Here is a 25387-nt window from a genome sequence, read left to right on the forward strand (position 1 = left end):
CCATGGAATCCCCTGCTGCGCCCGCCGCCCAGCTGACGCAGCAGCCCACGCGCGGTGCGCCGGCCACCAAGCATTACCCCGGACTCTTCAGGTTTCCGCTGGTGCGGCAGCTCCTCCGCTTCACCGGCGTCGGCATCATCTGCACCGCCACGTCCCTGGCGCTGTACGCGTTGCTGCGGCCCTGGCTGGGACCGCAACTGGCCAACGCGGCCGCCCTGGTGCTGACGTCGTTGATGAACACGGCGCTGAATCGCAGGCTGACGTTCAAGATCTCCGGGCAGCGCCGGATGGCCCGCGACCACCTCAACGGCATGATCGTTATCGCGGTGGCGCTGGTCATCACGGGCGGCAGCCTGGGCGTGCTGCATTGGCTTCATCCGGACGCCACCGTGTCCGATGAGCTGTGGACCACCACCCTGTCGGGCTTCGTGGCCACCGCCGTGCGGTTCACGATGCTGCGGCCCTGGATCTTCCGCCGCGCCCGGCACGTCTAGCGAACCCCAAGTGACTGGCATTTAACGTCGTCATTCGCGCTTTTGGCGACGTTAACTGCGAGCCAGTTGGGTCGGTTGGGGAATGGCTAGCCGCGGCCGAGGGTCCGGACGCTCCCGACGGCGGTGCCCACGGCTGCCGCCGCCTGCTCCAGTTCGTCCGCGGTCACGGTCGAGGTGAAGCTGAACCGCACAGCCGTCTGCGCCACTTCTGCGTCGTAGCCCAGCGCAGTCAGCACCGGCGACGGCGCATCCGAGCCGGCAGCACATGCTGAACCGCTTGAGCACACCACACCTTGCCGCTCGAGCTCCAAGAGCACGGATTCGCCGCTGGTGCCGGGGAAACAGAACGAGGCTACTGAGGGCAGCCGTTCCGTCCGGTGCCCGGTGAGCAGTGCACCGGGGACCGTGTTCAGGATGGTGGCGATGAAATGTTCGCGGAGCCCTGCCACACGAGGCGACAGGTCCGGCCGTTCGGCGTGCGCGAGCGTCAGCGCGGTGGCGAGCGCTACGGCACCGGCAACGTTTTCGGTGCCCGAGCGGCGCCCGCGCTCCTGCCCGCCGCCGTGCACCAGGGGCTCGACGCGGGTCCGTCCACGGACGTACAGCACACCGCAACCTTTGGGGGCACCGAGCTTGTGGCCCGAGACGCTGAGCGCATCCACGCCCAGCGCCTTGACATCAAGCGGCATCCAGCCGGCGGCCTGGACGGCGTCGGTGTGGAAGGGCACGCCGTACTCAGTGGCCACGGCGGCCAGTTCGGCCACGGGCTGGGTGGTGCCCACCTCGTTGTTGGCGTACATGATGCTGACCAGGGCGGTCTCCGGCCGGAGCACGTCCCGCAGGGCGTCCACGGAAATCCGGCCGGTCCCGTCCACCGGAACCACGTCCACGGCGAACCCGTGGAACCGCTCCAGGTAACGCGCGGATTCCTCCACGGCGGGATGTTCGACGGCGCTGATCACCACGCGGTTGAGCGCAGGGTCCGCTGCCTGCCGGGCGAGGGCGATGCCCTTGACCGCGAGGTTGTCCGCCTCAGTGCCGCCGGACGTGAAGGTGACCTCGCCGGGGCGGCAGCCGAGCACCTTGGCCACGGCCGCACGGGCCCCGGCGAGCGCAGACGCTGCCGCCTCGCCCAGGGTGTGATGGCTGGACGGGTTGCCGAACTCGCCGCTCAGGTAGGGCCACATGGCCTCGAGGACCTCGCGGCGGACGGGCGTGGTGGCTGCGGCATCGAGGAAGATCATGGCCGCTTCAGCCGGCCCTCAGTTCGACGTCGAGGCCCAGGTCCAGGGCAACCACGCTGTGGGTGAGGCCGCCGATGGAGATGACGTCCACGCCCGCGGCGGCGATGTCCGCCACGGTGGACAGGTTGACGTTGCCGCTGGCTTCCACGATGGCGCGTCCGGCCACCTGCTTGACGCCGGCGCGGAGCTCCTCGAGGGTGAAGTTGTCCAGCATGATGGTGTCCACGCTGGCGGCGAGAACAGGCTCGATCTGCTCGGCACTGTCCACCTCCACCTCGAAGTGCGTGGTGTGCCCCAGTTGGGCCTTGGCTGCGGCAAGCAGGGCGGTGAGCTTGGCGGGGTCGCCACCGGTCATCACGGCCAGGTGGTTGTCCTTGGCCAGCACGGCATCGGACAGGCTGTAGCGGTGGTTCGCTCCCCCGCCGCAGCGCACCGCGTAGCGCTCCAGCACACGCAGGCCCGGCGTGGTCTTGCGGGTGTCTGTGATGCGCGCTTTGGTACCTTCGACAAGCTCCACGAATTCCGCCGTCTTGGTGGCGATGGCGCTCATGCGCTGCACCAGGTTCAGCCCGACCCGTTCGGCCAGCAGCACCGAACGGGCGCTGCCCCTCACCCGCGCGAGATGGGTACCGGCGTCGAACGCTTCACCGTCTGCAAGCAGCAACTTCACGTCCGTCTCCGGATCAATGAGCTTCATGGCGTCGCGGAAGACGGTCCCGCCGCTGAACACGCCGGGCACGCGGGCGTTGAGCACGGCGGTGGCCCGGGCCTCGGCCGGGATCAGCAGCTGGGAGGTGATGTCGCCGCTGGGCGCGTCCTCGGCGAAGGCACGCTCCAGGATGTCCCGGACGGGTGCTGCGGGGAGGGTCAGGCTAGTCATTGACGAGGCTCGCTTTCCGGCTCATGGTGTAACGCTTGTCAAAAAGTTCGACGGCGGCCGCTCCCGGCATGCTGTCGCTGCGGTAATGCGCCCCCAAGGATTCCCGCCGCTCCCGCGCAGCATGCACCAACAGCTGCGCAGCCAACAAAAGATTTGCATCCTCATGCTCCCGAGGATCAGTGGAGTCAGGAACCCTTTCAGAGGGTTCGACGACGGCCCAGGAGCCAAGAGTGGCCCCCGCCTCCCGCAACAACGACCCATTCCGGATCACCCCGGCATTGGCAGTCATAAGCCGCCGAAGAGCCACCCGAGAAAACGGCTCCGCCTCAACAAAGAATGTTTCCATGGTTCCAGCCGACGGAACCATTTCAAACTGCCAAGGACCGGACGCGGATGCGTCGTTGAACATCACCGGCAGTTCCGGAGGTCCCGAAAGCGCCGTTGTTGCGTAAGCGGCCGGACCGGCCGCCGAGCTTGCGAGGCGATCGCCGGTGCGAGGCGAGAGCGCAGGCGCCGAGGGACTTGCGGAACTGCTCGCAAGGAACCCCTCGACAGCCCGCCGCCCAAAAACAAGTCCCTCAAGAAGGGAGTTGCTGGCAAGCCGGTTAGCACCTTGAACGCCGGTGCAAGCAACCTCCCCAGCGGCAAGCAGCCCAGGCACAGAGGTCCGGCCGTAGAGGTCGGTAAGGACCCCGCCCATCCAGTAGTGCGCGGCAGGTGCCACGGGGACGAGTTCGCGGGTCCAGTCGACACCGACCTGGCGGGTGCGTTGGCTGATGGTGGGGAACCGCTTGGCGAGGTAGCCCTCGCCGTGCCGGGCCTCGACTGCCATGGCATCGAGGTACACGTGGCCGTTGGGGTCCCCGAGCGTGGCCAGGTGCAGGGCAATGCTGCGGGAGACGACGTCGCGCGGAGCAAGCTCTGCGTCGGGGTGGTAGGCGGGCATAAAGCGTTCGCCGAGCGCGTCCAGCAGGATGGCGCCTTCGCCGCGGACGGCTTCGGAAATCAGGAGGGGTTCAGTGCCGTTGCCGGCTGCCTCGACGGCATCGGCGGCCAGCACCATGCAGGTGGGGTGGAACTGGAAGAAGTCCAGGTCCGCCACTGCGGCTCCGGCCCGCCAGGCGAGCGCCAGCCCGTCGGCAGTTGCCACGGCAGGGTTGGTGGTCTGGCCGAACAGCTGGCCCGCTCCCCCGGTAGCCAGGAGCACGGCATCGCCGTGGACGCCGAGTTCCCGCCCGTCGTGGAGGAAATTCACGCCTGCCACACGGCCCTCGCTCAGCGACAGGGACGTGACCTGGGCGTGCCCGATGACCTGGATCCGGCGAGCCGCCTGCGCATCCAGGACGGTCCTGATGAGTGCCCTGGCCACGCCGGCACCGGTTGCGTCGCCGCCGGCGTGCAGGATCCGCGGCGCTGAATGGGCGGCTTCGAGCCCCAGCGAGGGGTCGCCGTCGTCGTCCATGTCAAAACGCACGCCGAAGCGTTCCAAACCGGCGATATCCAGCCGCGCCTCCGTGCAGAGCACACGGACGGCCTCCTCGTCGCAGTGCCCGGCCCCGGCCTTAAGCGTGTCTGCGATGTGCGCGGCCACCGTGTCTCCGGGCGCGGGCTCGTCGAGGACTGCGGAGATGCCGCCTTGGGCGTAGTACGTGTTGCTGTCCGCGAGTGCGCCCTTGGTCAGCAGCACCACGTCGGCGCCGGCATCGGCGGCAAGCAGCGCGGAGTACAGTCCCGCAATGCCGCTCCCGACGACGATCAGCCGCCGGGGTGCCGGACCGCCGGCTGGGCTCTCTGCGCTCATGAGGGGCTCGTTTCGATATCCGGGGTTACAGGAGATGGGCTGCAGCGGACGGGCTACAGCGGGCGCGCGGCGAGCATACGCTCGAGCGCGGTCTTGGCGTTGTCCTGGACGGAGCGGTCCACGCTGATGCGGTTGACGATGCGGCCTTCGACGAGTTCCTCCAGGACCCAGGCGAGGTAGCCGGGGTGGATCCGGTACATCGTGGAGCAGGGGCAGATCACCGGGTCCAGGCAGAAGATGGTGTGCTGCGGGTACTCGGCGGCGAGCCGGTTCACCATGTTGACTTCCGTGCCGATCGCGAAGGTGGTCGGTTCGGTGGCAGCCGCGATGGCCTTCTTGATGAAGTCGGTGGAACCGGCGGAATCGGCCGCGTCCACCACCTCCATGGGGCACTCGGGGTGCACAATCACGTTGACGCCCGGGAACTCGGCACGGGCCTTTTCGATCTGGCCCACGTTGAAGCGCTTGTGGACCGAGCAGAAGCCGTGCCACAGGATGACGCGGGAATCGAGGAGGGTCTGATCGTCGTTGCCGCCCAGTTCCTTGCGCGGGTTCCACATGGGCATCTGATCCAGCGGCACGCCCATGGCTTTGGCGGTGTTGCGGCCCAGGTGCTGGTCAGGGAAGAACAGGACGCGCTGGCCGCGTTCGAAGGCCCATTCCAGGACCACCTTAGCGTTGGAGGAGGTGCAGACGATGCCGCCGTTGCGGCCGCAGAAAGCCTTCAGGGCGGCGGATGAATTCATGTAGGTGACCGGAATGACCGGAACCCGCCCCTCGGCGTCGGCCTCGGTGCCGAAAATCTCTTCGAGCTGTTCCCAGCACTCCTCCACGGAGTCGGTGTCCGCCATGTCCGCCATGGAGCAGCCGGCGGCGAGGTTGGGCAGGACGACGGCCTGTTCCGGGGTGGAGAGGATGTCCGCGGTCTCGGCCATGAAGTGCACCCCGCAGAAGACAATGGCCTCGGCGTCCGGCCGGGTGAGGGCTGCGTTGGCAAGCTGGAAGGAGTCGCCCACGAAGTCGGCGTACTGGATGACCTCGTCGCGCTGGTAGAAGTGGCCCAGGATTACTGCCCGGTCGCCGAGCTTTTCCTTGGCCGCGCGGATGCGCACATCGAGTTCGGCATCGCTGGCGAGCTTGTATTCTTCCGGCAGCTGGCCCTGGCGCGGCGTCGCGGCCGGGGCAATGTCCGCACTGGAGGCGCCGGGTCCGTAGGCGGGGGCACCGGCGAGCGCCTCGGCAAGGTCGTATTCCCACGGGCCCTTGGCGAGGGCAGGGCTGCAGGTGGCTGCTGCCTTGCTCCGGGCCGCAATGCCGGCCGCGCTTGCGGCCTGTTCGCGCGTGATCAGCTGGATGGCTGTATTGACGCTGCTCATGGTGTGCTCCTGTTATCGGGGTCGAGGCCGGGGCGGCCGGTGAAGCGGTAAAGACGGGGCGGGCGGTGCTTGCCGCCCTGGAGGTATTCGCCGGTTTCTGCGATCTCCGGCGTGGATTTGAGCTGGCGGCGGAAGTTGGCCGGGTCCAGCCGGGTATCCAGGACGGCTTCATAGACTTCCCGGACCTGGGCGAGCGTGAAGTACTCCCCCAGGAAGTGGTAGGCCACCGACCCGTAGGCCAGCTTGTTCCGCAGGCGCCGCAGTGCGTACTCAACAATGGCGTTGTGGTCGAAGGCCAGGTCCCCCACCTTGTCGGCCCGGAACCATTTCACGTTCTCCGATTCGTCGGCGAGGGCGGCCTCGGTGGGCTGGACCAAGGCCCAGTACACGATCGACACCACGCGCTGGGTGGGCGAGCGGTGCAGCCCGCCGAACGCGTAGAGCTGCTCCAGGTAGCTCGGCGTGAGTCCGGTGGTTTCCCGGAGGTTCCGGGACGCGGCATCCTGCAGGGATTCAACATGCGTCAGCGGTCCGCCGGGAAGGGCCCAAAGATCCTTGTACGGCTCACGGATCCGGCGGACGAGGGGAAGCCAGAGGGTAGGCCGGCCCGAGGATACGCTGGGCCGCAGGGCGAAAATGACGGTGGAGATGGCGAGCGAGGGTGCAGCGGTGGCCCGTTCGGATACGTTCGCTGAGCTGCTGTACACGGTCACTCACCCGCTCTCTGCTTCTGGGCTTCATTGCCATCGCCTAGTTATAGTCAATTTGACTAGAACTGATTCTACGGCCACATTCGTCTGATTCAAAATGTTTCGCGCCCCGCGACTGTATGGTGCTGCGGGCACCGCCAGCGTCAAGGGGGTAGATTCAAATGGTCCCGCGCGGACACCCCCTACGCTTCTAAGAAGGTTCACAGGCATGACGTTGAAGTCCACGGAGGTGGAGCCGGAATCCCACCTCGGCCACACCATGAAGCCCCGCCAGCTCACCATGATGGGGTTGGGCAGCGCCATCGGCGCCGGCCTTTTCCTTGGTTCCGGCGCCGGGATCCAGGCAGCCGGACCCGCTGTCCTGATCTCATACTTGGTAGCCGGGACCCTTATCATCCTGGTGATGTGGGCGCTGGGCGAAATGGCCGCCGCAAATCCCACCAGCGGCGCGTTTTCCGTCTACGCCGAGCGGGCTTTGGGTAAGACCGCCGGAGCCACGGTCGGCTGGCTGTGGTGGCTCCAACTGGTGGTGGTCATCGCCGCGGAAGCCCTCGGTGCTGCAGGCCTGCTCTTTACGGTCTGGCCGGTCATCCCGGTCTGGGCATTCGCCATGGTCTTTATGGTGGTGTTCACCGCCATCAACCTGACGGGAGTGAAGAACTTCGGTGAGTTCGAGTTCTGGTTCGCCATCCTGAAGGTAGCCGCGATTGTGGTCTTCCTGGCAGTGGGCGCCGCCCTTCTGCTGGGGATCCTTCCCGACGTCGCCTCCCCCGGGCTGGCCAACATCGCCGCCGATTTTGCCCCCGCCGGACTGGGCGGCATCGCCACGGCGCTGTTCGTGGTGATCTTCGCCTTCGGTGGGACCGAAATCGTGGCAGTTGCCGCAGCGGAAACCGAGGACCCTGAGCATAGCGTCGGCAAGGCTGTCCGGACCGTGCTGTGGCGCATCCTGGTCTTCTACATCGGATCCGTCTTTGTCATCGCAGCCGTCCTGCCGGTCAACTCCGAAGGCCTGGCCTCGCCGTTTGCCGGCGTCCTCGACGCAGCCCGTATCCCCGGTGCCGCCACGGCCATCACCCTCGTCGCCGTCGTCGCACTTCTCTCCGCGCTGAACGCCAACCTCTACGGCGCCTCCCGCATGGTGTACTCGCTCGCCGAACGCGGCGAGGCCCCCCGGTTTCTGGCCAGGCTCAGCGGCGCCAGCGTGCCCATGGTGGCGGTGGGCGTCTCCGTGGCGTTCGGCTTCTTCGCCACCGTTCTGGAACTGCTGTTCCCGGACCGGATCCTACCCGCGCTGTTCCAGCTGGTGGGGTCAACGTGCCTGGTGGTCTGGGGTTCGGCCCTGGTTTCGCAGCTGATCCTCCGGCGGCGCGCGGACCGCGACGGAACGCACCTGCCCCTGCGGATGAAGGGATTCCCGGTCCTGACCCTCTTCGGGCTGGTATTGCTCGGCCTGATTTTCGCCGTGGGCTTCAGCGCCGAGAGCAGCCGCTCCCAGTTGTTCAGCACCATCGCCCTGATTGCGGGGCTCGCCGCCGCGTGCTGGATCGGCGCCCGGCTCACGACGTCCCGCCCCACTCCGAAGTAGGTAGCGCTATCAGTCCTTTTGAGCTTCCAGAACGACAGATGGCGCTACCCAGTTGGGGAAATCCGCTGTTGAACTGCCCAGTCCGCAGGCAGGTAAAGTGGTGCGTATCTTCGGTGGGGCAGGCGACAGGATCAACGTCGGCGAACCCCTGATCGTGTTTGACGTGCCGGACAACACTGCCGGAATCGTGGGCACGGTCCCGAAGGACGAGCCACCGACGCGCCGGGTCCGCCTGAGCGCCGTACTTGATGAGGACTGACACCATGAGCGGCAGGCACACCGGCGAGATGCATTCCCACACCGTTGAGGGCACCGACCCCCAGCTCTACGTGGAGGTGCACGATCCCCAGGACGACGCCGGACTGCGCCCCGTGCTGTTGCTGCACGGCTTCTCTTCGTCCAGCAAACTCAACTGGCATGACACCGGCTGGGTGTCCGCCCTGCTGGAGGCGGGCCGCCGCGTCATCACCGTGGACCTGCCCGGCCACGGCCGCAGCGGCGCCCCCGAGGACATGGACTCCTACTCCCCCAGCCGGATCCGCGCGGACCTCTTGCAGATAGCGTTCGACGCCGGCGTGCGGCCGTTGCACGACGGTGACCCCTCCAGCGGGGTGGATGTTGTGGGGTATTCGCTGGGCGCCCGGCTCGCGTGGGAATTCGGCGCCACCCAGCCCGAGATCGTCCACCGCCTGGTCCTGGGCGGACCGAACGTCGCCGATCCGCTGGCAGCCTTTGATCTCATCGCCGCCCAGCACTACCTCGCCGACGGAACCCCGATTGCGGACCCGTCCACGGCCGGCCTCCTCAAGATGGCCATGCTCCTGCCGAGCAACAACATCTTCGCGCTGCTGTCCCTGGTGGATGCCATCAAGGCCGAACCCTTCGATCCCGCCGAAGCCGTTCCGCGCATGCCGATGCTTCTTGTGGCCGGCGACCAGGATGAGCGTGCGGCCACCATGCCGCAGCTCGCCGAACTCGGAATCCGGGCAGGGTCCATGGCTGAACAGCTGACGCTGCCCGGCCGGAACCACACCAACGCCATCACGAGCCGCGCTTTCAAACAGGGCGCCATCGCTTTCCTGGGTGTCTGATTCATGGCGGCTGGTCTCCAGCGTGTGGTCCCTGACAGGGATTTCATAGCTCCGGTGGAGGAGGGTTCAGCGTCCTACATGCAGGACATCACCAAGGCCGTTACCGCCGCCCCTCGTAACTCAGCAGTGTGCGCGGGCGGCCATCTCCCCGGTTCCCGGCGCGGCGGCAGAAGGTAGGCTGGAAGCGGGGCGGAGACAGCCGGAGGCAACAATGAGCACGCGTTTTGAAGACCGCACCGATGCCGGTGAACGGCTGGCGGCGGTGCTCACCCAGTTCCGGGAACGCCCCGACACCATCGTCCTGGGGCTGGCCCGCGGCGGCATCCCCGTGGCCGCCGCAGCAGCCAAGGCCCTGTACCTGCCCCTCGGCGCCGTTCTCGTCCGGAAACTCGGCATCCCCGGCCACGACGAAACAGCGTTCGGCGCGCTGGCCTGGTCCGGCGGCCGGGTGGTGCGCCTGCTCAACCGTCCCCTGATCACCCGCATCCTGGACCACGGCGTCCGCCAGGAGTGGCTGGACGAAGTGGAGAAACGCGAGAGGGCGGAGCTGCTCCGCCGGGCCGGGACCTACCCCGGGATCAGCAAAGACCTCACCGGCAAGACAGTCCTACTGGTCGACGACGGCCTGGCCACCGGAGCCACCATGCGCGCCGCCGTCGAGGCCGCCCGTTCCGGTGGTGCGGCACGCGTCGTCGCCGCCGTGCCGGTGGGTTCGGTGGAAGCCTATGCGGCTGTGTCCCGGGTGTGCGATGCCGTGCTGTGCCTGCATCTGCCGGGCAAGTTCCGCGCCGTGGGCAGCTTCTACGGGCACTTCGAGCAACTGACCGATGAGGACGCCATCAGCCAACTGAACCAGTAGGCCAGCCGATCTGCGCTGCGGACAACCTTAGTGGTGGCTGCTGACGCCGAGCGGGTTGCCCTTCGTCTCCTTGGCAAGCTGCTTTCGGCCTTTCGGGCCGCCATCTCATGGAAGGCGGGCTCTCGGCCACAGCCCGCCGGCCGTGACGAATCGCACTGCAGACGGCTGCCCCGGGCGTCCTCTACCGGCCCGAGGCCGGAACCGCGCGGCAGCTGGGCTTTGCCGCCAGCCACGATGAGGTCGTCGCCGGCGTCTCCTCCGTGGCAGTTCCGGTCAGGGTCCCTGGCGGCCGGCCCGCCGCCCTCGCCGTCGTCTACATCCGGGCAGCCCAGAACCCGGAGGAAATCGCCGCTGCGCTGATGGCGGGCGCCAGGCGCATTGAGGCCCAGCTGGGCTGACCACAGCACGCGGCAAGCCCCGGCCGTGACCAAGGACCGGCGTCGATCAGTGGCGCTTGCGGAGAGTGGCCGCGGCCGCGGCACCAAGCACCAGCAGGCCGCCTGCCGCAACCACAGGGACAACGAAGGCGGCGTGGTAGCCGTGGGCCTGCGCGAGCTGGCCACCAACAGCGGCCCCCAAGGCTGTGCCCGCCACGATCCCGCTTGCCAGAGCCGTCATCACCGTCCCCAGCCTTTCCACCGGCGCCACCAGGCCTCCGATCGCGAAGACGGTAACCATCACGGGACCCACAGGCAATCCCAGGACCAGAAGCACCGCGACCATGCCGCCCAGCGATCCCGGCACCAGAAGCAGCAACGCTAGCACCGTCATCAGTGCCGCGCTGACCAGCCACCGTGCGGCCGGGGTGAAGCGCTGGGGCCAGTACGCCACGGAGAGGGCTGCGGCGGCCGAACTCAAGCCCATGACCGCATACAGCAGTCCGGCGATTTCGGAGGTGGCGAAACTGGCGGAGAAGGAGCTCAAGGCCGTCTGGGCGGACCCGAAGAAGGTGCCCATGGACACCATCGCCAGGACGGGCAGTGCGACGACGGCGGGAATCCTGGCTGCCTTGCGCGAGGCTGCGGAGCCCCGATTCAGGGGAACCGCCTTGTGGGTGGGGTGCACGGCAAAGGCGGGCACCAGCGTGATGGTCATGGCTGCGGCCAGGGCCAACGGCAGCCACGGGGCCACCAGGCTGGCCAGGATTCCCACCAGGGCCGGCCCCAGGACGAATGTCAGCTCATCGGCCGTGCCCTCGTAGGACAGGGCCGTGTCCAGATCCCTGCCGGCCTTCGCTCCCTTGCCCCGCGCGGTAAGCGCCATCCACCGCACCCTGGCCAGCGGCCCTACCTGCGGGCAGCTGGCACCGGCAAGGAACGCCGCGGCGATCACGGCCACGGGAAAGGACCCGGTTTCGGACGCAGCCCAGGCCGTGCCGATCATCGCCAGGACCGCCAAAGTGTGAAGCACTGCCGCAACCAGGAGGACGGGCCGCTGCCCGCAGCGGTCCGCGAGGGCACCAAAGGCCGGGGCCCCGAGGGCCGAGCCGATCCCCACAGCACCGGCGGCGGTGCCACCCAACGCGTAGGAGCCGGTCACGGACGTGACAAGGGTCAGGGCGCCGACGGTAAGCATTGCCAAGGGCAGCCGGGCGAAAAGGCCAAGGGGAATAAAGCTGCGGCCGGCGAGGTGCGGGAGCCTGGCGAACCGCCCCCTGGGCGGTGCCGCCGCAGCGGGGGCCGGCGCAGTGTCAGGAGAGAGAGGCGCTTCCAGGGAAGCGTGCAGGGAGGACATTGTTGAAGAGTTCAAGGTTCCGGGCTCGTTCAGTAATGCGCATCGTCCCTCCTCCCGATGCGCGCGACCCGGTAACTGTCCAATTATATAGGCCGGCTGGGGCCCGTCCAGCCCGCCATGGCCGCCGTCACACCAGTACCTCAGCGGCGTCGGAAATGCGGAGCGTGGACCCGTTCCGGCCCTTGAGGACCTGGAGTTGGGTTCCGATTCGCTGTTTCATCTCGCCCACATGGCTGACGAGACCCACAACGCGCCCGCCATCGCGAAGGCCTTCGAGGGCATCCATTACCTGTTCCAGGGATTGTTCGTCCAGGCTGCCGAAACCCTCGTCCACAAAGAGCGTCTCGATCTGGATGCCGCCGGATTCCTGCTGCACAACGTCTGCCAGCCCCAGGGCCAGCGAGAGGGACGCCATAAAGGACTCGCCGCCGGAAAGGGTGGAAGTATCCCGGCGGTGTCCGGTCCACTGGTCCACTACCTCCAGGCCCAACCCGGACTTGGCGCCCCGCGCGGCCTTGGCGTCTGAATGCTGGAGCAGGTAGCGGCCATCGCTCATGGCGACCAGGCGTTCGGAAGCAGCCAACGCCACCTGTTCAAGCCGTGCCGCGAGGACGTAGCTGTTCAGGCTCATGCGGTACGTGTTGTCTCCCCGGCCTGCGGCGGTATCAGCCAGGGCCGTCAGCAGCCGGGCGCGTTCCTTGGGAACCCGCCCGGAACCGGCCAGCTGTTCGTAGTCGTTTCGGACGGCGGCCAGCGATACCACACAGCGCGCGGCCATGCCGGCGGCGAGATCGGCAGCGCGTGCCTCCTGCCCTGCCTGCTCCGCGGCGGCCTGCAGCTCCGCGAGGAGGGCTTCGTCCACCATGGGATGGGCTGCTTCTTCCGTCAGTGCCAGCAGCAGATCCTCGGATGCGAACAACTCGGCAATCCGCGCCTGTTCGTCGTGGCCGGCCCGAATCTCAGCCAGCAGGGTATCGGCATCGGCGGCCGTCAGCAGCTGCTCCCGGGCTTCCGTGTCCGAGCTGAAACCAGCCTCCGGCAATGCCAGTTCCAGCTGGATCCGGGCTTCCTCGGCCCTGGCCTTGGCCCTGCTGAGCAAAGTCTGGGCTTCCACGGCCTTCTCCAGTGTGGCGGCTGCGTCCCGCAGCGACCGCAGCCGGTGCGTGAGGCTGCGGTGGCCGCCGCGCAGGGCGGAGAGCGCCTCGTCCAGCGACGCCAGCTGGTCCACCAGCCCCGACAATTCCACGGTGACCTGCGCGAGTTCGGATGCTGCGCCGTGCCTGGCGGTATCCGCTGCGGCAATCCTGGCTGCCGCTGCCTCAAGCTGCTGCCGGAGGTCCGCGAGGTTTTTCACCGCCAGCTGCGACTCTCCGGCGGCGGTGCGGGCAGACTCGAAGGCCGCAAGCGCATCTTCTTCGGGGGTGTCCCCGCCCTGGCCTTCAAGGACAGCCACCAACTGCTTCGCGTCGCCCAACTCTCGCGCCCGCGCTGCCAGGTTTGTCTCTGCAGCCTCATGGTCCTGCTGGGCGGCTTCCTCGGCCTGGCTGAGGCCCAGCGCTGACGCCGCCGCCGCCGCGGGCGCCGGGTGGTCCGCGCTGCCGCAAACGGGGCAGGCCTCGCCCGCAACCAGCTGGGCGGCGAGTTCGGCGGCGGCGTTGGCAAGTCTTTCCTCGCGCAGGTCCAGCCAGCGGAGTTTCTTCCCAAGCTGGATCTCCCGGGACGCCGAGTGGCGGTCGGTGGCGAGGCCCTGCGCCGCGCGGGCAGCCGCGTAGCGCCGGACAACGTCAAGGAGTTCCCCGGCCGCAGCGGCTTCCTTGGCATGGAGGACGGCGGCTGAGGCAAGTTCCGCCAAGGGCTCCAGGCCTGCGGTCAGGGTTTCCTGCTCCGCGCGGAGACCCTGCAGCGAAACGCCCAGGTCAATGTCCTTTTGGGTGAGTTCCTGCTGCTTCATGGCGAGCGCGGTGCGCCTGGCAACCAGCGAATGGAGGCGTTCCTCGTCCGGCAACCTGGCTTCCACAACGGCCAACAGTGACCGGAGGCGGCTGAGCTCACCAGCGATATCAAGGGCCCCTGCTGCGGAGAGCCCGGCCTCGGCGTGGTCCGCATCCAAGGCGCCAAGGTCCAGCTGGTCCAGTTCAGGGTCTTCGTCCGCCGCCATCCGCAGCAGTGTGATGGCGGATTCCATGGCTCCCACCGCGTGCCTGACCTGGGTCTGGCTGGACTGGGCAGCCTGGAGCTGCCCCGTGAGTACCTCGGCGCGGCGGTGCTGTTCGAGCCGGGCGGCATGGACCTCCAGCGACGGCCGGGTTGCCTCAGCGGCTGCCTTCCGGGCCTCGGCGGCTGCCAGCTTGCGGTGCCGTTCCCGCCGCGCGGACTCGCTCTCCAGCCGGCCTGATGTGTCCTTGCCGACGGCCGCTGCGGCCTCGGCCGCGGTGGCCAGTTCGGCTGCGCGGTGCGCCACTGTTTCCTGCAGCCATTCGATTCTGGCGGCGGATTCTTCCTGGGCAGGAGCTGCAGAATCATCAATGGCCAGCGCGCCGGCCTCGGCTTCGGCGCGCGCCGCCAGCAGTTCAAGCTCCCCGTTCAGCCGTGCGACATCGTTCCGCGCGGCCTGGGCCTGTGCCGATAGTTCCTGTTCCAATGCCTCGAACCGCTGGGTGCCGAAGAGCTTCTGCAGCAGTTCCAGGCGATCGGCTGCCTTGGACCGTAGGAAGGCGGCGAAATCGCCCTGCGGCAGCATCACTACTCGCGTGAACTGTTCCCGGTCCATTCCCAGGAGGGCGGTGATTTCAGCGCCGGCTTCATCATTGCGTCCGGATCTGTCCGTCCAGGTCCCGCTGATGCGTTCCCGGAGGAGCGTCTTGGCCTGCTGTGTGGTGAAGCCGTTCTTCCCCCGGGCGCTGGGTTTATCCCATGCAGGCGACCTGGTGACTTCGAAGTGGCGGCCCTGGGCGGAAAACTCGCAGGTGACCGCCGGTTCGAGCGACGGCTCGGCATGGTCGCTGCGGAGGCGCTTGCCCTCCTGGCGCGCCCCAGGCACGGATCCGTACAGCGCAAAGCAGACGGCGTCCAGCACGCTGGTCTTCCCTGCTCCCGTGGGGCCGTTGAGGAGGAAGAGTCCGTGGGCGCTCAACCTGTCGAAGTCGATTTCCTCGGTGCCCGCAAAGGGCCCGAAGGCGGAGATGGCAAGGCGGTGGATCCTCATAGCGATGCCTCCGTCAGGCGTACGTTATCCAGCGCCGCGGCGATAGCCGACCGCTCGGCGTCGTCCGCGTCCCGCCCCCGCACATGATCGAGGAACCCGCAGCAGAGCGAGAGATCATCCTGGGCTTCGGCGAGGCGGCTGCTGTAGGTTTTGGACGCCTGGACGGCGCCGCCCTGCGGATCAAACCCGAGGACCAGCGTGTCCGGAAAACGGGCCCGCAGCCGTTCCATGGCCTGCGCCGGCCGCTGCTCATCGGTCAGGGTGATCTGGCAGTACGCTCCTTCGGCCCAGGAGTGTTCTGCGGACTCCAGGAGCTCCGAGATTTCGCCGCGGAGCACGGCCAGCTTCCGCGGGGCCTCCCACGACAGTTCCGAAACGCCGGTCACGCCGTCCGGGCCGACGTCGATCAGCCAGCTTCCCTTGGTGTGCTTGGCTTCGGAGAACGAATACGCCAGGGGCGATCCCGAGTACCTGACCTGCGGCGACAGGGTCTGCCGGCCGTGCAGGTGCCCCAGCGCGGTGTAGCTGAATCCGTCGAACAGGTCCAGGGGCACGGCTCCGACTCCCCCGATGCTGAGGTCCCGCTCGCTGTCGGAGCTGATGCCGCCGCTGGCGAACGTGTGGGCGAGGACCACCGAGTGGACGGTCCCCGCGGCACTGCGCTGTGCGAGGTCCGCCCGGATGCGGTCAGCGGCGGCGCGGGTGACTTCGAAGTGGCTGGCGGTTTCTGCACCGAGTTGTTCGGCAACGAGGCGCGGTTCCAGCCAGGGGATTCCATAGATGGCCAGGATGGCGCCGGGCGTCCCGCCGTCACTGCTGTCCAGGGGCAGGACGACTGGCTGGTCCAGGTCCGCCAGCCTGGTCCGGAAGTGCACGCCGCCCCGCTCCAGCAGCCGGGAGGCGAATCCCAGACGGATAGCGGAGTCGTGGTTGCCGGAGGTCAGCACCACCGTGGCCCCGGCAGCCGTCAGCCGCACCAAGGCATCGTCCAACAGCCCCACGACGTCGACGCCGGGCAGGGCTCGGTCGTAGACATCGCCGGCGATCAGGACAACGTCGACGGCGTTTCCTGTGACAGCGCTGACGAGTTGGTCAACAAAGGACCGCTGGGCGTCCAGCATCCCGACGCCGTGGAAGGACCTGCCCAAATGCCAGTCCGATGTGTGCAATAACCGCATATTCTTACGCTAGCGGCTGCCACCGACAGTTTAGGAAACCGACGCAGCAGGCCGTTGCCAGTCAGTCCAGCTAGCCGCGCTTTCCGTCGAAGAACTCCTGGGCCTCATCGCGGCTGTCCGGCTCGTCCGCGGCGGCCTTGGCAGGTTCCACTGCCTTAGCCGGTCCCGCGGCGGCCTCTTCGACGGCGTCCGGATCCTCGTTGTCGTCGAAATCCTCAGTGCCCTCGACATCACCATCGTCAAGGGCTGATCCGTCAGCAGACGCAGCGGCAACAACGGGCTCGGCGAACCCACGGAAGACCAGCCCGGCGATGGCTGCGCCTGCCAGCGGAGCAACCCAGAACAGCCATAGCTGCTCAAGGGACCAGCTGGAGCTGAAGACGGCCGAGGCCGTGGCGCGGGCGGGGTTGAACGGCGCGTTGCCCACGGACAGGCCCAGCTGCAGCAGAACGGCGAACGCGAGGCCCACGGCTACAGCTGCTGCCGTCTTGTTGACGTTGTTGCGCGCAGTGGTGCCCAGGAAGACTGCGACCAAGATGGCGGCCCCGAGTACTTCCAGCAGGAGCACCCCGGCGAGGGGCGCCTGGATGATGGAATGTTCGCCGAAGCCGGCGGTTACGGTGTCGAATGCCGTGCGGCTGTCCTGGATGCCCGGCAGGGTGCGCAGGATGCCGAAGAGTGCGAGGGCGCCGAGAAGCCCGCCCACCAGCTGCGCGCCGATGTATGCGGCGGCGTCGCTGAGCCGGATCCGGCCGGCGACGGCGTGGCCAACGGTCACGGCCGGGTTGAAGTGTCCGCCGGAAACGTAGCCGAACGCCAGCATCGCCGCGGTCACCGCCAGGCCTGCTGCGAGCGCGGCCGGCAACGGACTGGACTGCGGAATGGAGAAGAGCGGCACTCCCAGCCCTGCCACCACGATGAAGAGGCTGCCAAAGGCTTCGGCAGACAGCCTGGACACCAGCCCGTGCCGGATTTCGGCACCGCTGCCGGCAGTCAGCCCGGAGGCGGGATCACGGTGGACGGGCACGGGCGTGGTCATGGCGGGGCAATCCTTATCGTTGGGTGTGGTGCCTTAGCATTCTGCCAAGGGATTCTGGGCGTTGCCTGAGTCCGAGCTTAGTGGACGGACGGCGTGGCGCCCCGGCGCGTTCCACCTCCGCTCCACGGTAAATTTACTGTCATGAGCATTGAACCGGGCCCCGTTGCCGCGCCCCCGCTGAAGTCCCGCATCCACGGCTGCCTCTTGGGCGGGGCTTTGGGAGACTCGCTGGGCTATGCGGTGGAGTTCGACTCCATCGAATCGATCCGCCGGCGCTTCGGCCCCGCGGGCCTGACGGAGCTCACAGCGCTCGACGGCGGGAGCCACTTCTCGGACGACACCCAGATGACGCTGTACACGGTGGACGGGCTGGTGGAGGCCCTCGAATGGGCCAATGACGGCGTGGGTGCCGACGTGAACGCCTGCCTGTGGCTGGCCTATCTCCGCTGGCTGGCCACCCAGGGCGAGTCCGTACCGCCGCAGGCTCCGTCCCAGCCGCCGCGGTGGATCGACGGTCATGAGGTCCTCCGGCACCGCCGCGCTCCGGGAAACGCGTGCATCAGCGGGCTGGCCACCGGCGAAATGGGAACGGTATACCGGCCCGTGAACCCTGATTCGAAGGGCTGCGGAACGGTGATGCGGTCAGCACCGTTCGGCCTGATTCCCCACATAGCGTCCGACGCCGTCTATAAGTTGAGTGCCGACGCCGCCTCCCTGACGCACGGCCATCCGTCCGCACGGCAAAGTGCCGGCAGCTTCAGCCTACTGATCCACCGCCTGGTGGCAGGTGACACGCTGGCGCACGCAGCGGCGGCAGTCCTCGACGAGGCGCGCGGCCTCAAGGATGTGGCGGCGGAACTTCCCGAGCGGCTCGAAGCTGCGATCCGTTGTGCGGGGACTGGCATCCTGTCGCCGGAGGAACTTGTCCGGCAACTGGGCGAGGGCTGGGTCGCGGAGGAGGCGTTCGCCGTCGGGCTTTACGCTGTCCTGGCCACGGCGCCAGGCGACTCAGCTCTTTCGCCGGAAGGCCATTTCCGGGCGGCCATCGCGCTGGCCGTCAACCACAGCGGCGACAGCGATTCCACGGGATCCATCGCGGGGAACATCCTGGGCGCCTTCTACGGCGAAGAGTGCCTGCCGCGGGAGTGGCTCAATGCCCTCGAAGCGCCGGACGTCATCCGCGGCATGGCCGATCTGCTGGTGCGTGTTACGACCGCCTGAGCGCGACGTTGTTGCAGGCCTCGCAGATCTCCTCCGGGATCAGGCCCCGGCGCTGCAGCACTCCGAAGATGACGCAGCCGAGGCAGAATCCGGCGAAAGCCTCCAGCGAGGCAGCCGCAATGAGTACTGCGAGCGCAATCCAGGCTGCCGGGGCAGCACCGGCAAGGAACAGGACCAGCGCCGTAGTGGACACCACCGTTCCCATGCCCTGGGCAAAACGCTTGGGCGGCCCCGGAACCAGGCGAACGCGGCCCAGCCGGGGCGCCAGGACCTTGACGGAGAGCAATGCCAGCGGCGAAATCCGTGGCCCGAAGAGAACCCGCAGCCAGAAGCCCGCGGCGATCAGCACCAGTCCCCAAACGGACCCGCTCAACAGCGTGGCGCCCGCCAGGAGCACCACGAGGCCTGCGGTGATCCGGGCCGCGTACTCATTGACGGGGTTGGGAAAGGCGAACACGGCGGACCAGTTGATTCCGTTGGTTTGGCCGTCCGTTGGATTGCTCATCCTGCAAGGCTAGGAGCAGGGCCTGCCGCAGGGAAGATTTGTTGCGCCGGATGAACGCTGGACGGCTCAGCCGCCCACCATCTGCAGGAACTCGCCTTCGGAGAGCACTTCAATGGGCTGGCCGCGGTCGTGGAGCTCCAGGACGCGCCGGGCCTTGCCGGTCAGCCTGCCGGACCGCAGGTCCGAGGCCACAAAGCCGTCACCCACCACGAGCACCGTGGTGCGGGCCGTAACCCGGCTTTCCGGCCGGGCACCCAGCTCGGCCGAACGCACCTTCGCTTCCGGCCGGGCCATGGAGAGTTCGCCGGTGAAGACGACGGTCTGGCCGTACAGCGGGTGGGAGGGTTCGGCGTCGGCATTGGGGACGGGGTTCTCGCCCTCCTCCGGCCAGCCGGACAGGAACGGGCGCACCGGCGCGGCGCTGTTTCCGCCAGCGGCGCCGGCGAGTGCGGTAAGGCTGGCTTTGGACAGGACATCGCGCGCCGGGTCAAACGCCTCCTGATGCGGCAGCACCAGGCCCAGCGAGAGGTAAAGTTCGGCAATGCTGTTGGCGTTGTTCCGCGCAGCGATATCGATGAGGATGCCGGCGCAGGCCCGGGCGTCTTCTGCGGCGTCGTGGTGGTTGACCAGCGGCACGCCGGCTTCCTCTGCAGCGAACGGCAGGGAATTGGAGACCAGGGAGTAGCAGCGCCGTGCCAGCATCACCGTGCAGACGTAGTCGTAGGCAGGGCCGGGCAGTCCGGAGACCTCAAGCCCTGACCGGATCACACCCAGGTCAAAGGCCGCGTTGTGCGCCGCCAGGATGTCGTCCCCGATGAAGGCACCAATCTCCGGGAACAGGTCCCCGAAGCGGGGACGGCCGGCGACGTCCGTGGCTTTGATGCCGTGGACCCTGACGTTGTGGTACTCGAAGTGGTCGTGGTTGGCCGGCGGCCGCATCAGCCATGACGCCTCATCCACCACGCGCCCGCCCCGCACCTTCGTCAGGCCAACCGCGCACGGTGAACCCCGGAAGCCATTGGCCGTCTCGAAGTCGATCGCCGTAAAGTCCAAACCCACGGCCCATACTTTACCGCCGGACAGGCCCGTTCCCGTGTCACCAGGGCGGCCCTGTCGCGGATATCACGCGTCCGACGCCGGGTGGCGAGTCGGGTGGCGGGTTAGGGAATCGCGCGCCGCAACGTGAGGTAGGAGCCGCAGGCAAGCACCACGCACAGGGCGGCAGCCCAGGCGCCCATGGTCAGCGGAGTCTGCTGGACGAACCAGAAGCCGATGCTCCCCCACCACTCGTTCAGCGTCGCCAGCGCCACAATCCCGAGCAACAGCACCGCCGAGCCGATCAGGGAGACCAGCATCCCGGTGGTCCCCCAGCGTTTGTAGATCGTGGCGAACCAGAAGCCGATGATGAACATAAACATCATGATCGCGAAATAGAACACCGCCGTGCCGTACCAGGGCCCGTCCGCAACCCAGGGGATCGCGAAGAAGAATCCGTTGACGCCCCAGCCGTTGGTGGCCCGTTCAACGATGCCGCCCAGGAGGTAGATGGCCGTCATGGCCACGGCGAGCAGGGAAAACAGGCCGAGGGTACCCAGGTAGAAGGCCCGGCGGCTCACGCTCAGCGCCTGCGAAAACGGGAAAGCCAGCGTCATGCTCTGGATGCCCAGCACCATGAAGTACCAGAGTGGAGCCTGGCTCCCGCCGCCGAACTTGGGTGCATCCACCGGGATCAGGGCGAAGATCGCAATCGACAGCAGAAACGCCGCGGCGAGGATGACCAGCGGGTTCCCCAGATACGTCCATTTGGTGACGAGTTGCATCCGCGCCACCGCCACTGTCTTGCTCATCGTGCTGCCTCCAATGCATTGCGTTCCGGTCCGTCACCTGGCAACTGGCGCCGGGCGTGGTAGTCCATGGTCTTCCTGATAACGAGCTGCTGCAGCGAGACGGGAACCACTTCCAGTCCCACCCTGGCGGCTTCGGCCCGCTGCACGGGACTGAGGGCTTCGTCAACAGTGACCGACGCCAGCGAGGCCATGGTCTCGCGGTGCAGGACCTTCCTGCCCGCGAGGAACGCGTCCACCTTGTCTGCCGGGCCCACCACGGTCGCCGCGGACCCCCTCAGCACATCCGCCTCGGCGTCGATGAGGATCCTTCCCGCATCAATCACAATGACGTGATCAAGGAGGTTGGCTACTTCGTCAATGAGGTGGGAGGAGAGGACGATCGTCCGCGGATATTCTGTGAAGTCGGCCAGGAGACTGTCGTAGAAGAGCTGGCGGGCAACGGCATCGAGCCCGAGGTACGGTTCGTCAAAGAACGTCAGCTCCGCCCGTGACGCCAGGCCAATGATCACGCCCACGGCGGACAGCTGGCCCCGGGAGAGCTTCTTGATCCGCCGCTTGACCGGGAGTCCAAAGTCGCTGATAAGCCGTTCCGCGAACGCCTGGTCCCAGTTGGGGAACAGCAGCCGCGCGGCCTTAAAGGCATGGAACGATGTGAAGTCATCGGGGTACTTCTGGGATTCGCGGATAAAGCAGATCCGGGACAGGACCCTGTCGTTTTCGTACGCGTGCTCGCCGAAGACCAGGGCCTCCCCCGAGGTGGCGAACGCCTGGGCCGTCAGGACCGACATCAGGGTGGTCTTGCCGGCACCGTTGCGGCCCAGGAGGCCATAGATCCGGCCAGCTGAAAGCTTGATGTTCACGTTGTCGAGTGCGAGGACATCCCGGTACCGCTTTGTGAGATTCCTTGCTTCAACCACTGTTCCGTTCACAATGCCGCGCTCCTTTCCTGGTTGCCGTCCGCTGCCGTCGCGGCCTCTGCGCCGCGGAGGATCATGCGGCTGAGCTCGTCCGCCGGAATGCCCAGCTTGCGGGCTTCCGCTGCCAGCGGCCGCACGTACTGCTCAAAGAATTCCTGGGTCCGGCGCGACACCAAAGCCGCCCGGGCACCGGTGCAGACAAACATGCCTATCCCACGCCTTTTGTAGAGGATTCCCTCTTCCACCAGCAGGTTCACGCCTTTTGCTGCCGTGGCCGGGTTGATCCGATGGAACGCCGCGAACTCGTTGGTGGACGGGACCTGGGATTCTTCCGGGAGGTTTCCGTCCACGATGTCGTTTTCTATCAGTGCGGCGATCTGCAGGAAGATCGGCCTGCTGTCATCAATCACTGGCGCCGCCTTGGTCTTCATCCACGAGGCTGGCCAAGCCTCACTGGTTAGTTACTTATGTAACTAACCATACAACCAGGAGGCCCTGGTACGTCAAGTACCCTGAGGAGGTGAACTTTCTTGCGATCAGCGACCTTGCCGCGCCCATGCTGGGCGGTGCAGGACCGGTCCAGCCGCAACTGGCCTCCTTCCTGCCCGACTGGCTGAACCCCCAGATTTTCCTGGCCGATCCCGCACTTGCCCCGTGGGTGGTGCTGCTGGTCTGCGGAATTGTCTTCGCCGAGACAGGTCTGCTGGTGGGATTCTTCCTGCCCGGAGATTCGATGCTGTTCACGGCAGGGCTGCTGGTGGCCACTGACACCATCAAATTCAATGTCTGGCTCCTGGCGCTCCTGATCACCGTTTCCGCCATCATCGGCAACCAGACCGGTTACCTGATCGGTTCCAAGGCCGGTCCCGCCATCTTCAACAAGCCAAACTCGCGCCTGTTCAAGCGCGAAAACGTGGAGAACGCACACGCCTTCTTCGAAAAGCACGGCGGCAAGGCCCTGATCCTGGCGCGCTTCGTGCCGATCATCAGGACCTTTGTGCCCGTGATCGTGGGCGTGGCCCAGATGAACAAAAAGAAGTTTTTCCTGTTCAACGTGATCGGCGCAGTCCTGTGGGGCAGTGGCGTTACGCTGCTGGGCTACTTGCTGGGTGACCGGGTCCCGTGGGTCAGGGAAAACCTGGACATCATCTTCATCGCCATCGTGCTGGTCTCCGTGATTCCGATCGGCATCGAAGTACTCCGCGGCATTTCCGCCAAGCGCCAGGCTGCCAAATTCGGCACAGACGCCGTCGAGGAATTCATTGAGGAACACGAACCCGAAGCCGAGCGGAAAACCCACCGGGACCACTGAGTCCCGGTCACACACTCCCTCCCCGACCACCGCCTGAACAGTCCTCCCCTCTTCCCTCCAGAGTTTCTGTCCAGATTCGCCCGTTTGAGGCCCACTAAGTCGCGATATCTGGACAAAACTCCGCGTTTTGCTGCGGCGACGCGAACCCCCGCCCCGTTGCGTCGTTTCAGTCGTCGGCGTGCCAGCCATCGATCGTCACGGTGCCGCGCGGTGAGTTCAGCGTGGCACTGAGCGGGGCAGGGTGGGCAGGCTCGACAGGGGTCGCGCGCACTTCTGGCAGCTGCAACACGTCAAGCGCCTCCTGCGGCACGCCACGCAATATCAGGTCCTGCAGCTCCAGGGGCGTCTGCGGGAGGTGCTCACATGGATGGACTCCCGCCCATTCGATCAAAGTCGGCAACGCGCCAACGCATTCGGTGCGGCCATCGTCGCGTACTGTGATGCGCCACTTCAACAGTCCGTGCGGAGTATCGCGCTGCGCTGCCAGCGGTTCGCCGGGGTCGAGGTCGCAGTTGGCCAGGCTCTGCCGCAGCGTTTCGATCGTGCCCGTCCGCGCGACGGCGTGCACCAGTCGGGGAAGTTCGCGCACAGCCTCCCGCAACGTTGGCTGGTCCAGCCCGAACCACCGGGGCCGTCCCAGCGCCGGCGCTTCAGGATCAATCGCGATGATCTCCAGATAGCACTGCGGGAAGCGCACCGTGCTGATGTCCATCACTCGATTGTGTGTGCCCATTAGGGCATGCTTGCCGCCACCGGAGGGCTGAACGCCGAACGTGGCTTCGCACCAGGCCGCGCCCTGTTCCAGCGAATCTGCGGCAATCACCAGGTGATCGATGCGCGCGTTCACAGCAACATCATATCGGCCCCGCCGCAATTGCTGCCCGACGGAACCGCCCGCTGAGGGAACCTCAAGCGCAACCAACTCCCGGCAGGTTACGGGCGGGGGCGGGCGAGTGCCTCGACGATGGCCGGCACGAGGGCCCGGAAGGCCTTGCCCCGGTGGCTGATGGCGTTCTTTTCAGCCGGTGACAATTCAGCGCAGCTGCGGTCCTCGCCAGCCGGCTGCAGCACTGGATCGTAGCCGAAGCCACCGTCACCGCGGGGTTCACGCAGCAGGGTTCCCTCAAGCTGGCCATACTCCACCACTTCACGGCCGCTGGCACCGGGGCCCGGGACCGCCAGGGCCGCAGCGCAGACAAATGCAGCCCCCCGGTGCCCGTCCGGGACATCGGCAAGCTGGTCAAGCAGGAGCCTCAGGTTGGCGGCATCGTCACCGTGCCGGCCAGACCAGCGCGCGGAAAAGATTCCCGGCGCCCCGCCCAGCACGTCCACGGCCAGCCCCGAGTCGTCGGCAATGGCCACCAGGCCCGTGGCTTCGGCCACGGCCCGCGCCTTCAACAGCGCGTTTTCGGCGAACGTCACCCCGGTTTCGACGACGTCGGGCGCACCTGCCGCCGCGGCGTCCACCACCTGGGTGTCGACGTCGAGCCCGGGGACCTGTCCGCGCAGCAGCTCGCGGAGCTCCCGGAGCTTGCCTTTGTTGTGCGTTGCCAGGACGAGTCGCGGTGCCGTCGGGGCCTCAGGTTCAGCGTTCACTGCGTTCGGGTTCACGGCGCTGGTGTTCACAGAGCGTCTGCGAGGGTTTCGCGCTGGATCGCCGCCAGTGCGGTGGTGCCCAGCAGGGCCAGGTCCAGCAGCTGGTTCAGCTCGTCCCGGTCGAAGGGAGCGCCCTCTGCGGTGCCCTGGACTTCCACGAACTTCCCGGAGCCGGTGACCACCACGTTCATGTCGGTCTCGGCGCGGACATCCTCCACGTAGGGCAGGTCCAGCATGGGCACGCCGTCGATGATGCCGACCGAAACGGCTGCGATGGTGTCGATCAGGGGCTGGGCGTTCTTGGCGATCAGCTTGTTGTCGCGGGCGAAACGGATGGCGTCCGCCAGCGCCACGTAGGCGCCGGTGATGGCCGCGGTGCGGGTTCCGCCGTCGGCCTGGAGGACGTCGCAGTCCAGGACAATCGTGTTTTCGCCCAGGGCCTTGGTGTCGATGATGGAGCGCAGCGAGCGTCCGATCAGCCGCGAAATCTCGTGGGTCCGCCCGCCGATTTTCCCTTTGACCGATTCGCGGTCGGAGCGCGTGTTGGTGGCCCGGGGAAGCATGGCGTATTCCGCCGTGACCCAGCCGCGGCCTTCGCCCTTGAGCCAGCGCGGCACCCCTGCCGTCAGGGACGCCGTGCACAGGACCCTGGTGTTGCCGAACTCGATGAGGGCCGATCCCTCGGCCTGCTTGGACCATCCGCGGGTGATGCTGATGGGGCGGAGCTGGTCGGGGGCGCGGCCATCGGCGCGCACTACGGGCACTGCGGTTGCTTCAGAAGTCATGCCTT

The 25387-nt window shown here is 67.2% G+C and carries 23 protein-coding genes and 2 pseudogenes; 8 read left to right on the forward strand and 17 right to left on the reverse strand.

Features of this window, described 5'->3' with window-relative positions:
- Window positions 1-2 precede the first annotated feature (2 nt).
- On the forward strand, window positions 3-494 hold the full coding sequence (locus tag AC3IT0_RS13700; RefSeq protein ID WP_489320315.1) for a GtrA family protein: 492 nt from the start codon (window positions 3-5) through the stop codon (window positions 492-494).
- An 86-nt stretch (window positions 495-580) separates the two neighbouring features.
- On the opposite strand, the gene AC3IT0_RS13705 is transcribed toward AC3IT0_RS13700, so the two are convergent.
- Genes AC3IT0_RS13705 through AC3IT0_RS13725 form a run of 5 tightly spaced genes read right to left on the reverse strand, consistent with a single transcriptional unit; the run spans window position 581 to window position 6502 of the window.
- The gene (locus AC3IT0_RS13705; protein WP_489320316.1) at window positions 581-1738 is read right to left on the reverse strand and encodes a cysteine desulfurase family protein; all 1158 of its coding nucleotides are present in this window, start codon (window positions 1736-1738) and stop codon (window positions 581-583) included.
- Window positions 1739-1745: 7 nt separating this feature from the next.
- Entirely contained in the window at window positions 1746-2618 is an 873-nt protein-coding gene (gene nadC, locus AC3IT0_RS13710) for a carboxylating nicotinate-nucleotide diphosphorylase (RefSeq protein WP_489320317.1), read from the reverse strand.
- Window positions 2611-4419, reverse strand: coding sequence for an L-aspartate oxidase (locus tag AC3IT0_RS13715; protein WP_489320318.1), 1809 nt, complete (start codon window positions 4417-4419; stop codon window positions 2611-2613). The genes nadC and AC3IT0_RS13715 overlap by 8 nt, the downstream gene beginning before the upstream one ends.
- 53 nt (window positions 4420-4472) lie before the next feature.
- Window positions 4473-5795, reverse strand: a complete 1323-nt coding sequence (gene nadA, locus AC3IT0_RS13720) for a quinolinate synthase NadA (protein ID WP_489320319.1) — start codon at window positions 5793-5795, stop codon at window positions 4473-4475.
- The gene (locus AC3IT0_RS13725; protein WP_489323799.1) at window positions 5792-6502 is read right to left on the reverse strand and encodes an NUDIX hydrolase; all 711 of its coding nucleotides are present in this window, start codon (window positions 6500-6502) and stop codon (window positions 5792-5794) included. The genes nadA and AC3IT0_RS13725 overlap by 4 nt, the downstream gene beginning before the upstream one ends.
- 211 nt (window positions 6503-6713) lie before the next feature.
- Here AC3IT0_RS13725 and AC3IT0_RS13730 point away from each other — a divergent pair, with 211 nt between their 5' ends.
- The 5 genes and pseudogenes from AC3IT0_RS13730 to AC3IT0_RS13750 all read left to right on the forward strand — a co-directional run.
- Complete coding sequence (locus AC3IT0_RS13730; protein WP_489320320.1) at window positions 6714-8093, forward strand: amino acid permease; 1380 nt, start codon at window positions 6714-6716, stop codon at window positions 8091-8093.
- 58 nt (window positions 8094-8151) lie between these two features.
- A pseudogene (locus AC3IT0_RS13735) lies at window positions 8152-8352 on the forward strand (biotin/lipoyl-containing protein); the annotation flags it as partial.
- Window positions 8353-8356: 4 nt separating this feature from the next.
- Entirely contained in the window at window positions 8357-9184 is an 828-nt protein-coding gene (locus AC3IT0_RS13740) for an alpha/beta fold hydrolase (protein ID WP_489320321.1), read from the forward strand.
- A 211-nt stretch (window positions 9185-9395) separates the two neighbouring features.
- Window positions 9396-10043, forward strand: coding sequence for a phosphoribosyltransferase (locus AC3IT0_RS13745; RefSeq protein WP_489320322.1), 648 nt, complete (start codon window positions 9396-9398; stop codon window positions 10041-10043).
- 167 nt (window positions 10044-10210) lie between these two features.
- A pseudogene (locus AC3IT0_RS13750) lies at window positions 10211-10441 on the forward strand (ArsR family transcriptional regulator); the annotation flags it as partial.
- Window positions 10442-10487: 46 nt separating this feature from the next.
- Here AC3IT0_RS13750 and AC3IT0_RS13755 read toward each other — a convergent pair.
- The 4 genes from AC3IT0_RS13755 to AC3IT0_RS13770 all read right to left on the reverse strand — a co-directional run bounded on the left by AC3IT0_RS13755 (window position 10488) and on the right by AC3IT0_RS13770 (window position 17199).
- Window positions 10488-11777 (reverse strand): MFS transporter, encoded by a 1290-nt coding sequence (locus AC3IT0_RS13755; RefSeq protein WP_489323800.1) that lies wholly within the window; start codon window positions 11775-11777, stop codon window positions 10488-10490.
- Between the two features lie 127 nt (window positions 11778-11904).
- Window positions 11905-14982, reverse strand: a complete 3078-nt coding sequence (locus tag AC3IT0_RS13760; RefSeq protein ID WP_489320323.1) for an AAA family ATPase — start codon at window positions 14980-14982, stop codon at window positions 11905-11907.
- Entirely contained in the window at window positions 14979-16160 is a 1182-nt protein-coding gene (locus AC3IT0_RS13765; protein WP_489320324.1) for an exonuclease SbcCD subunit D, read from the reverse strand. The genes AC3IT0_RS13760 and AC3IT0_RS13765 overlap by 4 nt, the downstream gene beginning before the upstream one ends.
- 70 nt (window positions 16161-16230) lie before the next feature.
- Window positions 16231-17199: an MIP/aquaporin family protein gene (locus tag AC3IT0_RS13770; RefSeq protein ID WP_489320325.1), complete on the reverse strand. Its 969-nt coding sequence runs from the start codon at window positions 17197-17199 to the stop codon at window positions 16231-16233.
- A gap of 141 nt (window positions 17200-17340) precedes the next feature.
- Here AC3IT0_RS13770 and AC3IT0_RS13775 point away from each other — a divergent pair, with 141 nt between their 5' ends.
- Entirely contained in the window at window positions 17341-18420 is a 1080-nt protein-coding gene (locus tag AC3IT0_RS13775; RefSeq protein ID WP_489320326.1) for an ADP-ribosylglycohydrolase family protein, read from the forward strand.
- Here AC3IT0_RS13775 and AC3IT0_RS13780 read toward each other — a convergent pair.
- The 5 genes from AC3IT0_RS13780 to AC3IT0_RS13800 form a co-directional block, all read right to left on the reverse strand.
- Window positions 18407-18925 carry a DUF4395 domain-containing protein gene (locus tag AC3IT0_RS13780; RefSeq protein WP_489320327.1) on the reverse strand — a complete coding sequence of 173 codons (519 nt, stop codon included), beginning with the start codon at window positions 18923-18925 and terminating at the stop codon, window positions 18407-18409. The genes AC3IT0_RS13775 and AC3IT0_RS13780 overlap by 14 nt on opposite strands.
- A gap of 66 nt (window positions 18926-18991) precedes the next feature.
- Window positions 18992-19984, reverse strand: coding sequence for a 3'-5' exonuclease (locus AC3IT0_RS13785; RefSeq protein ID WP_489320328.1), 993 nt, complete (start codon window positions 19982-19984; stop codon window positions 18992-18994).
- A 101-nt stretch (window positions 19985-20085) separates the two neighbouring features.
- On the reverse strand, window positions 20086-20772 hold the full coding sequence (locus tag AC3IT0_RS13790) for a hypothetical protein (protein ID WP_489320329.1): 687 nt from the start codon (window positions 20770-20772) through the stop codon (window positions 20086-20088).
- Window positions 20769-21701 (reverse strand): ABC transporter ATP-binding protein, encoded by a 933-nt coding sequence (locus AC3IT0_RS13795; protein ID WP_489320330.1) that lies wholly within the window; start codon window positions 21699-21701, stop codon window positions 20769-20771. The genes AC3IT0_RS13790 and AC3IT0_RS13795 overlap by 4 nt, the downstream gene beginning before the upstream one ends.
- Entirely contained in the window at window positions 21698-22099 is a 402-nt protein-coding gene (locus tag AC3IT0_RS13800) for a GntR family transcriptional regulator (protein ID WP_489320331.1), read from the reverse strand. Before AC3IT0_RS13800 ends, AC3IT0_RS13795 begins: the two co-directional genes overlap by 4 nt.
- A 125-nt stretch (window positions 22100-22224) precedes the next feature.
- Between AC3IT0_RS13800 and AC3IT0_RS13805 the strand changes: the two genes are divergently transcribed.
- Complete coding sequence (locus tag AC3IT0_RS13805) at window positions 22225-23001, forward strand: VTT domain-containing protein (protein WP_489323801.1); 777 nt, start codon at window positions 22225-22227, stop codon at window positions 22999-23001.
- A 166-nt stretch (window positions 23002-23167) separates the two neighbouring features.
- On the opposite strand, the gene AC3IT0_RS13810 is transcribed toward AC3IT0_RS13805, so the two are convergent.
- The 3 genes from AC3IT0_RS13810 to rph form a co-directional block, all read right to left on the reverse strand.
- Window positions 23168-23848 (reverse strand): VOC family protein, encoded by a 681-nt coding sequence (locus tag AC3IT0_RS13810; RefSeq protein WP_489320332.1) that lies wholly within the window; start codon window positions 23846-23848, stop codon window positions 23168-23170.
- An 86-nt stretch (window positions 23849-23934) separates the two neighbouring features.
- Window positions 23935-24612 (reverse strand): RdgB/HAM1 family non-canonical purine NTP pyrophosphatase, encoded by a 678-nt coding sequence (gene rdgB / locus AC3IT0_RS13815; protein WP_489320333.1) that lies wholly within the window; start codon window positions 24610-24612, stop codon window positions 23935-23937.
- An 11-nt stretch (window positions 24613-24623) separates the two neighbouring features.
- Window positions 24624-25382, reverse strand: coding sequence for a ribonuclease PH (rph, locus tag AC3IT0_RS13820; protein WP_058932038.1), 759 nt, complete (start codon window positions 25380-25382; stop codon window positions 24624-24626).
- Window positions 25383-25387: the final 5 nt, after the last annotated feature.

The sequence above is a fragment of the Pseudarthrobacter sp. KH_020_B genome, from assembly GCF_057840185.1.

Coding starts and splice junctions, on each gene's coding strand:
- AC3IT0_RS13765 (WP_489320324.1), bottom strand. CDS start 16,160: ATGCGGTTATTGCACACATCGGACTGGCATTTGGGCAGGTCCTTCCAC.
- AC3IT0_RS13790 (WP_489320329.1), bottom strand. CDS start 20,772: ATGAGCAAGACAGTGGCGGTGGCGCGGATGCAACTCGTCACCAAATGG.
- AC3IT0_RS13715 (WP_489320318.1), bottom strand. CDS start 4,419: ATGAGCGCAGAGAGCCCAGCCGGCGGTCCGGCACCCCGGCGGCTGATC.
- AC3IT0_RS13700 (WP_489320315.1), top strand. CDS start 3: ATGGAATCCCCTGCTGCGCCCGCCGCCCAGCTGACGCAGCAGCCCACG.
- nadC (WP_489320317.1), bottom strand. CDS start 2,618: ATGACTAGCCTGACCCTCCCCGCAGCACCCGTCCGGGACATCCTGGAG.
- AC3IT0_RS13755 (WP_489323800.1), bottom strand. CDS start 11,777: ATGTCCTCCCTGCACGCTTCCCTGGAAGCGCCTCTCTCTCCTGACACT.
- AC3IT0_RS13770 (WP_489320325.1), bottom strand. CDS start 17,199: ATGACCACGCCCGTGCCCGTCCACCGTGATCCCGCCTCCGGGCTGACT.
- AC3IT0_RS13775 (WP_489320326.1), top strand. CDS start 17,341: ATGAGCATTGAACCGGGCCCCGTTGCCGCGCCCCCGCTGAAGTCCCGC.
- AC3IT0_RS13745 (WP_489320322.1), top strand. CDS start 9,396: ATGAGCACGCGTTTTGAAGACCGCACCGATGCCGGTGAACGGCTGGCG.
- AC3IT0_RS13780 (WP_489320327.1), bottom strand. CDS start 18,925: ATGAGCAATCCAACGGACGGCCAAACCAACGGAATCAACTGGTCCGCC.
- rph (WP_058932038.1), bottom strand. CDS start 25,382: ATGACTTCTGAAGCAACCGCAGTGCCCGTAGTGCGCGCCGATGGCCGC.
- AC3IT0_RS13705 (WP_489320316.1), bottom strand. CDS start 1,738: ATGATCTTCCTCGATGCCGCAGCCACCACGCCCGTCCGCCGCGAGGTC.
- AC3IT0_RS13760 (WP_489320323.1), bottom strand. CDS start 14,982: ATGAGGATCCACCGCCTTGCCATCTCCGCCTTCGGGCCCTTTGCGGGC.
- AC3IT0_RS13740 (WP_489320321.1), top strand. CDS start 8,357: ATGAGCGGCAGGCACACCGGCGAGATGCATTCCCACACCGTTGAGGGC.
- AC3IT0_RS13730 (WP_489320320.1), top strand. CDS start 6,714: ATGACGTTGAAGTCCACGGAGGTGGAGCCGGAATCCCACCTCGGCCAC.
- nadA (WP_489320319.1), bottom strand. CDS start 5,795: ATGAGCAGCGTCAATACAGCCATCCAGCTGATCACGCGCGAACAGGCC.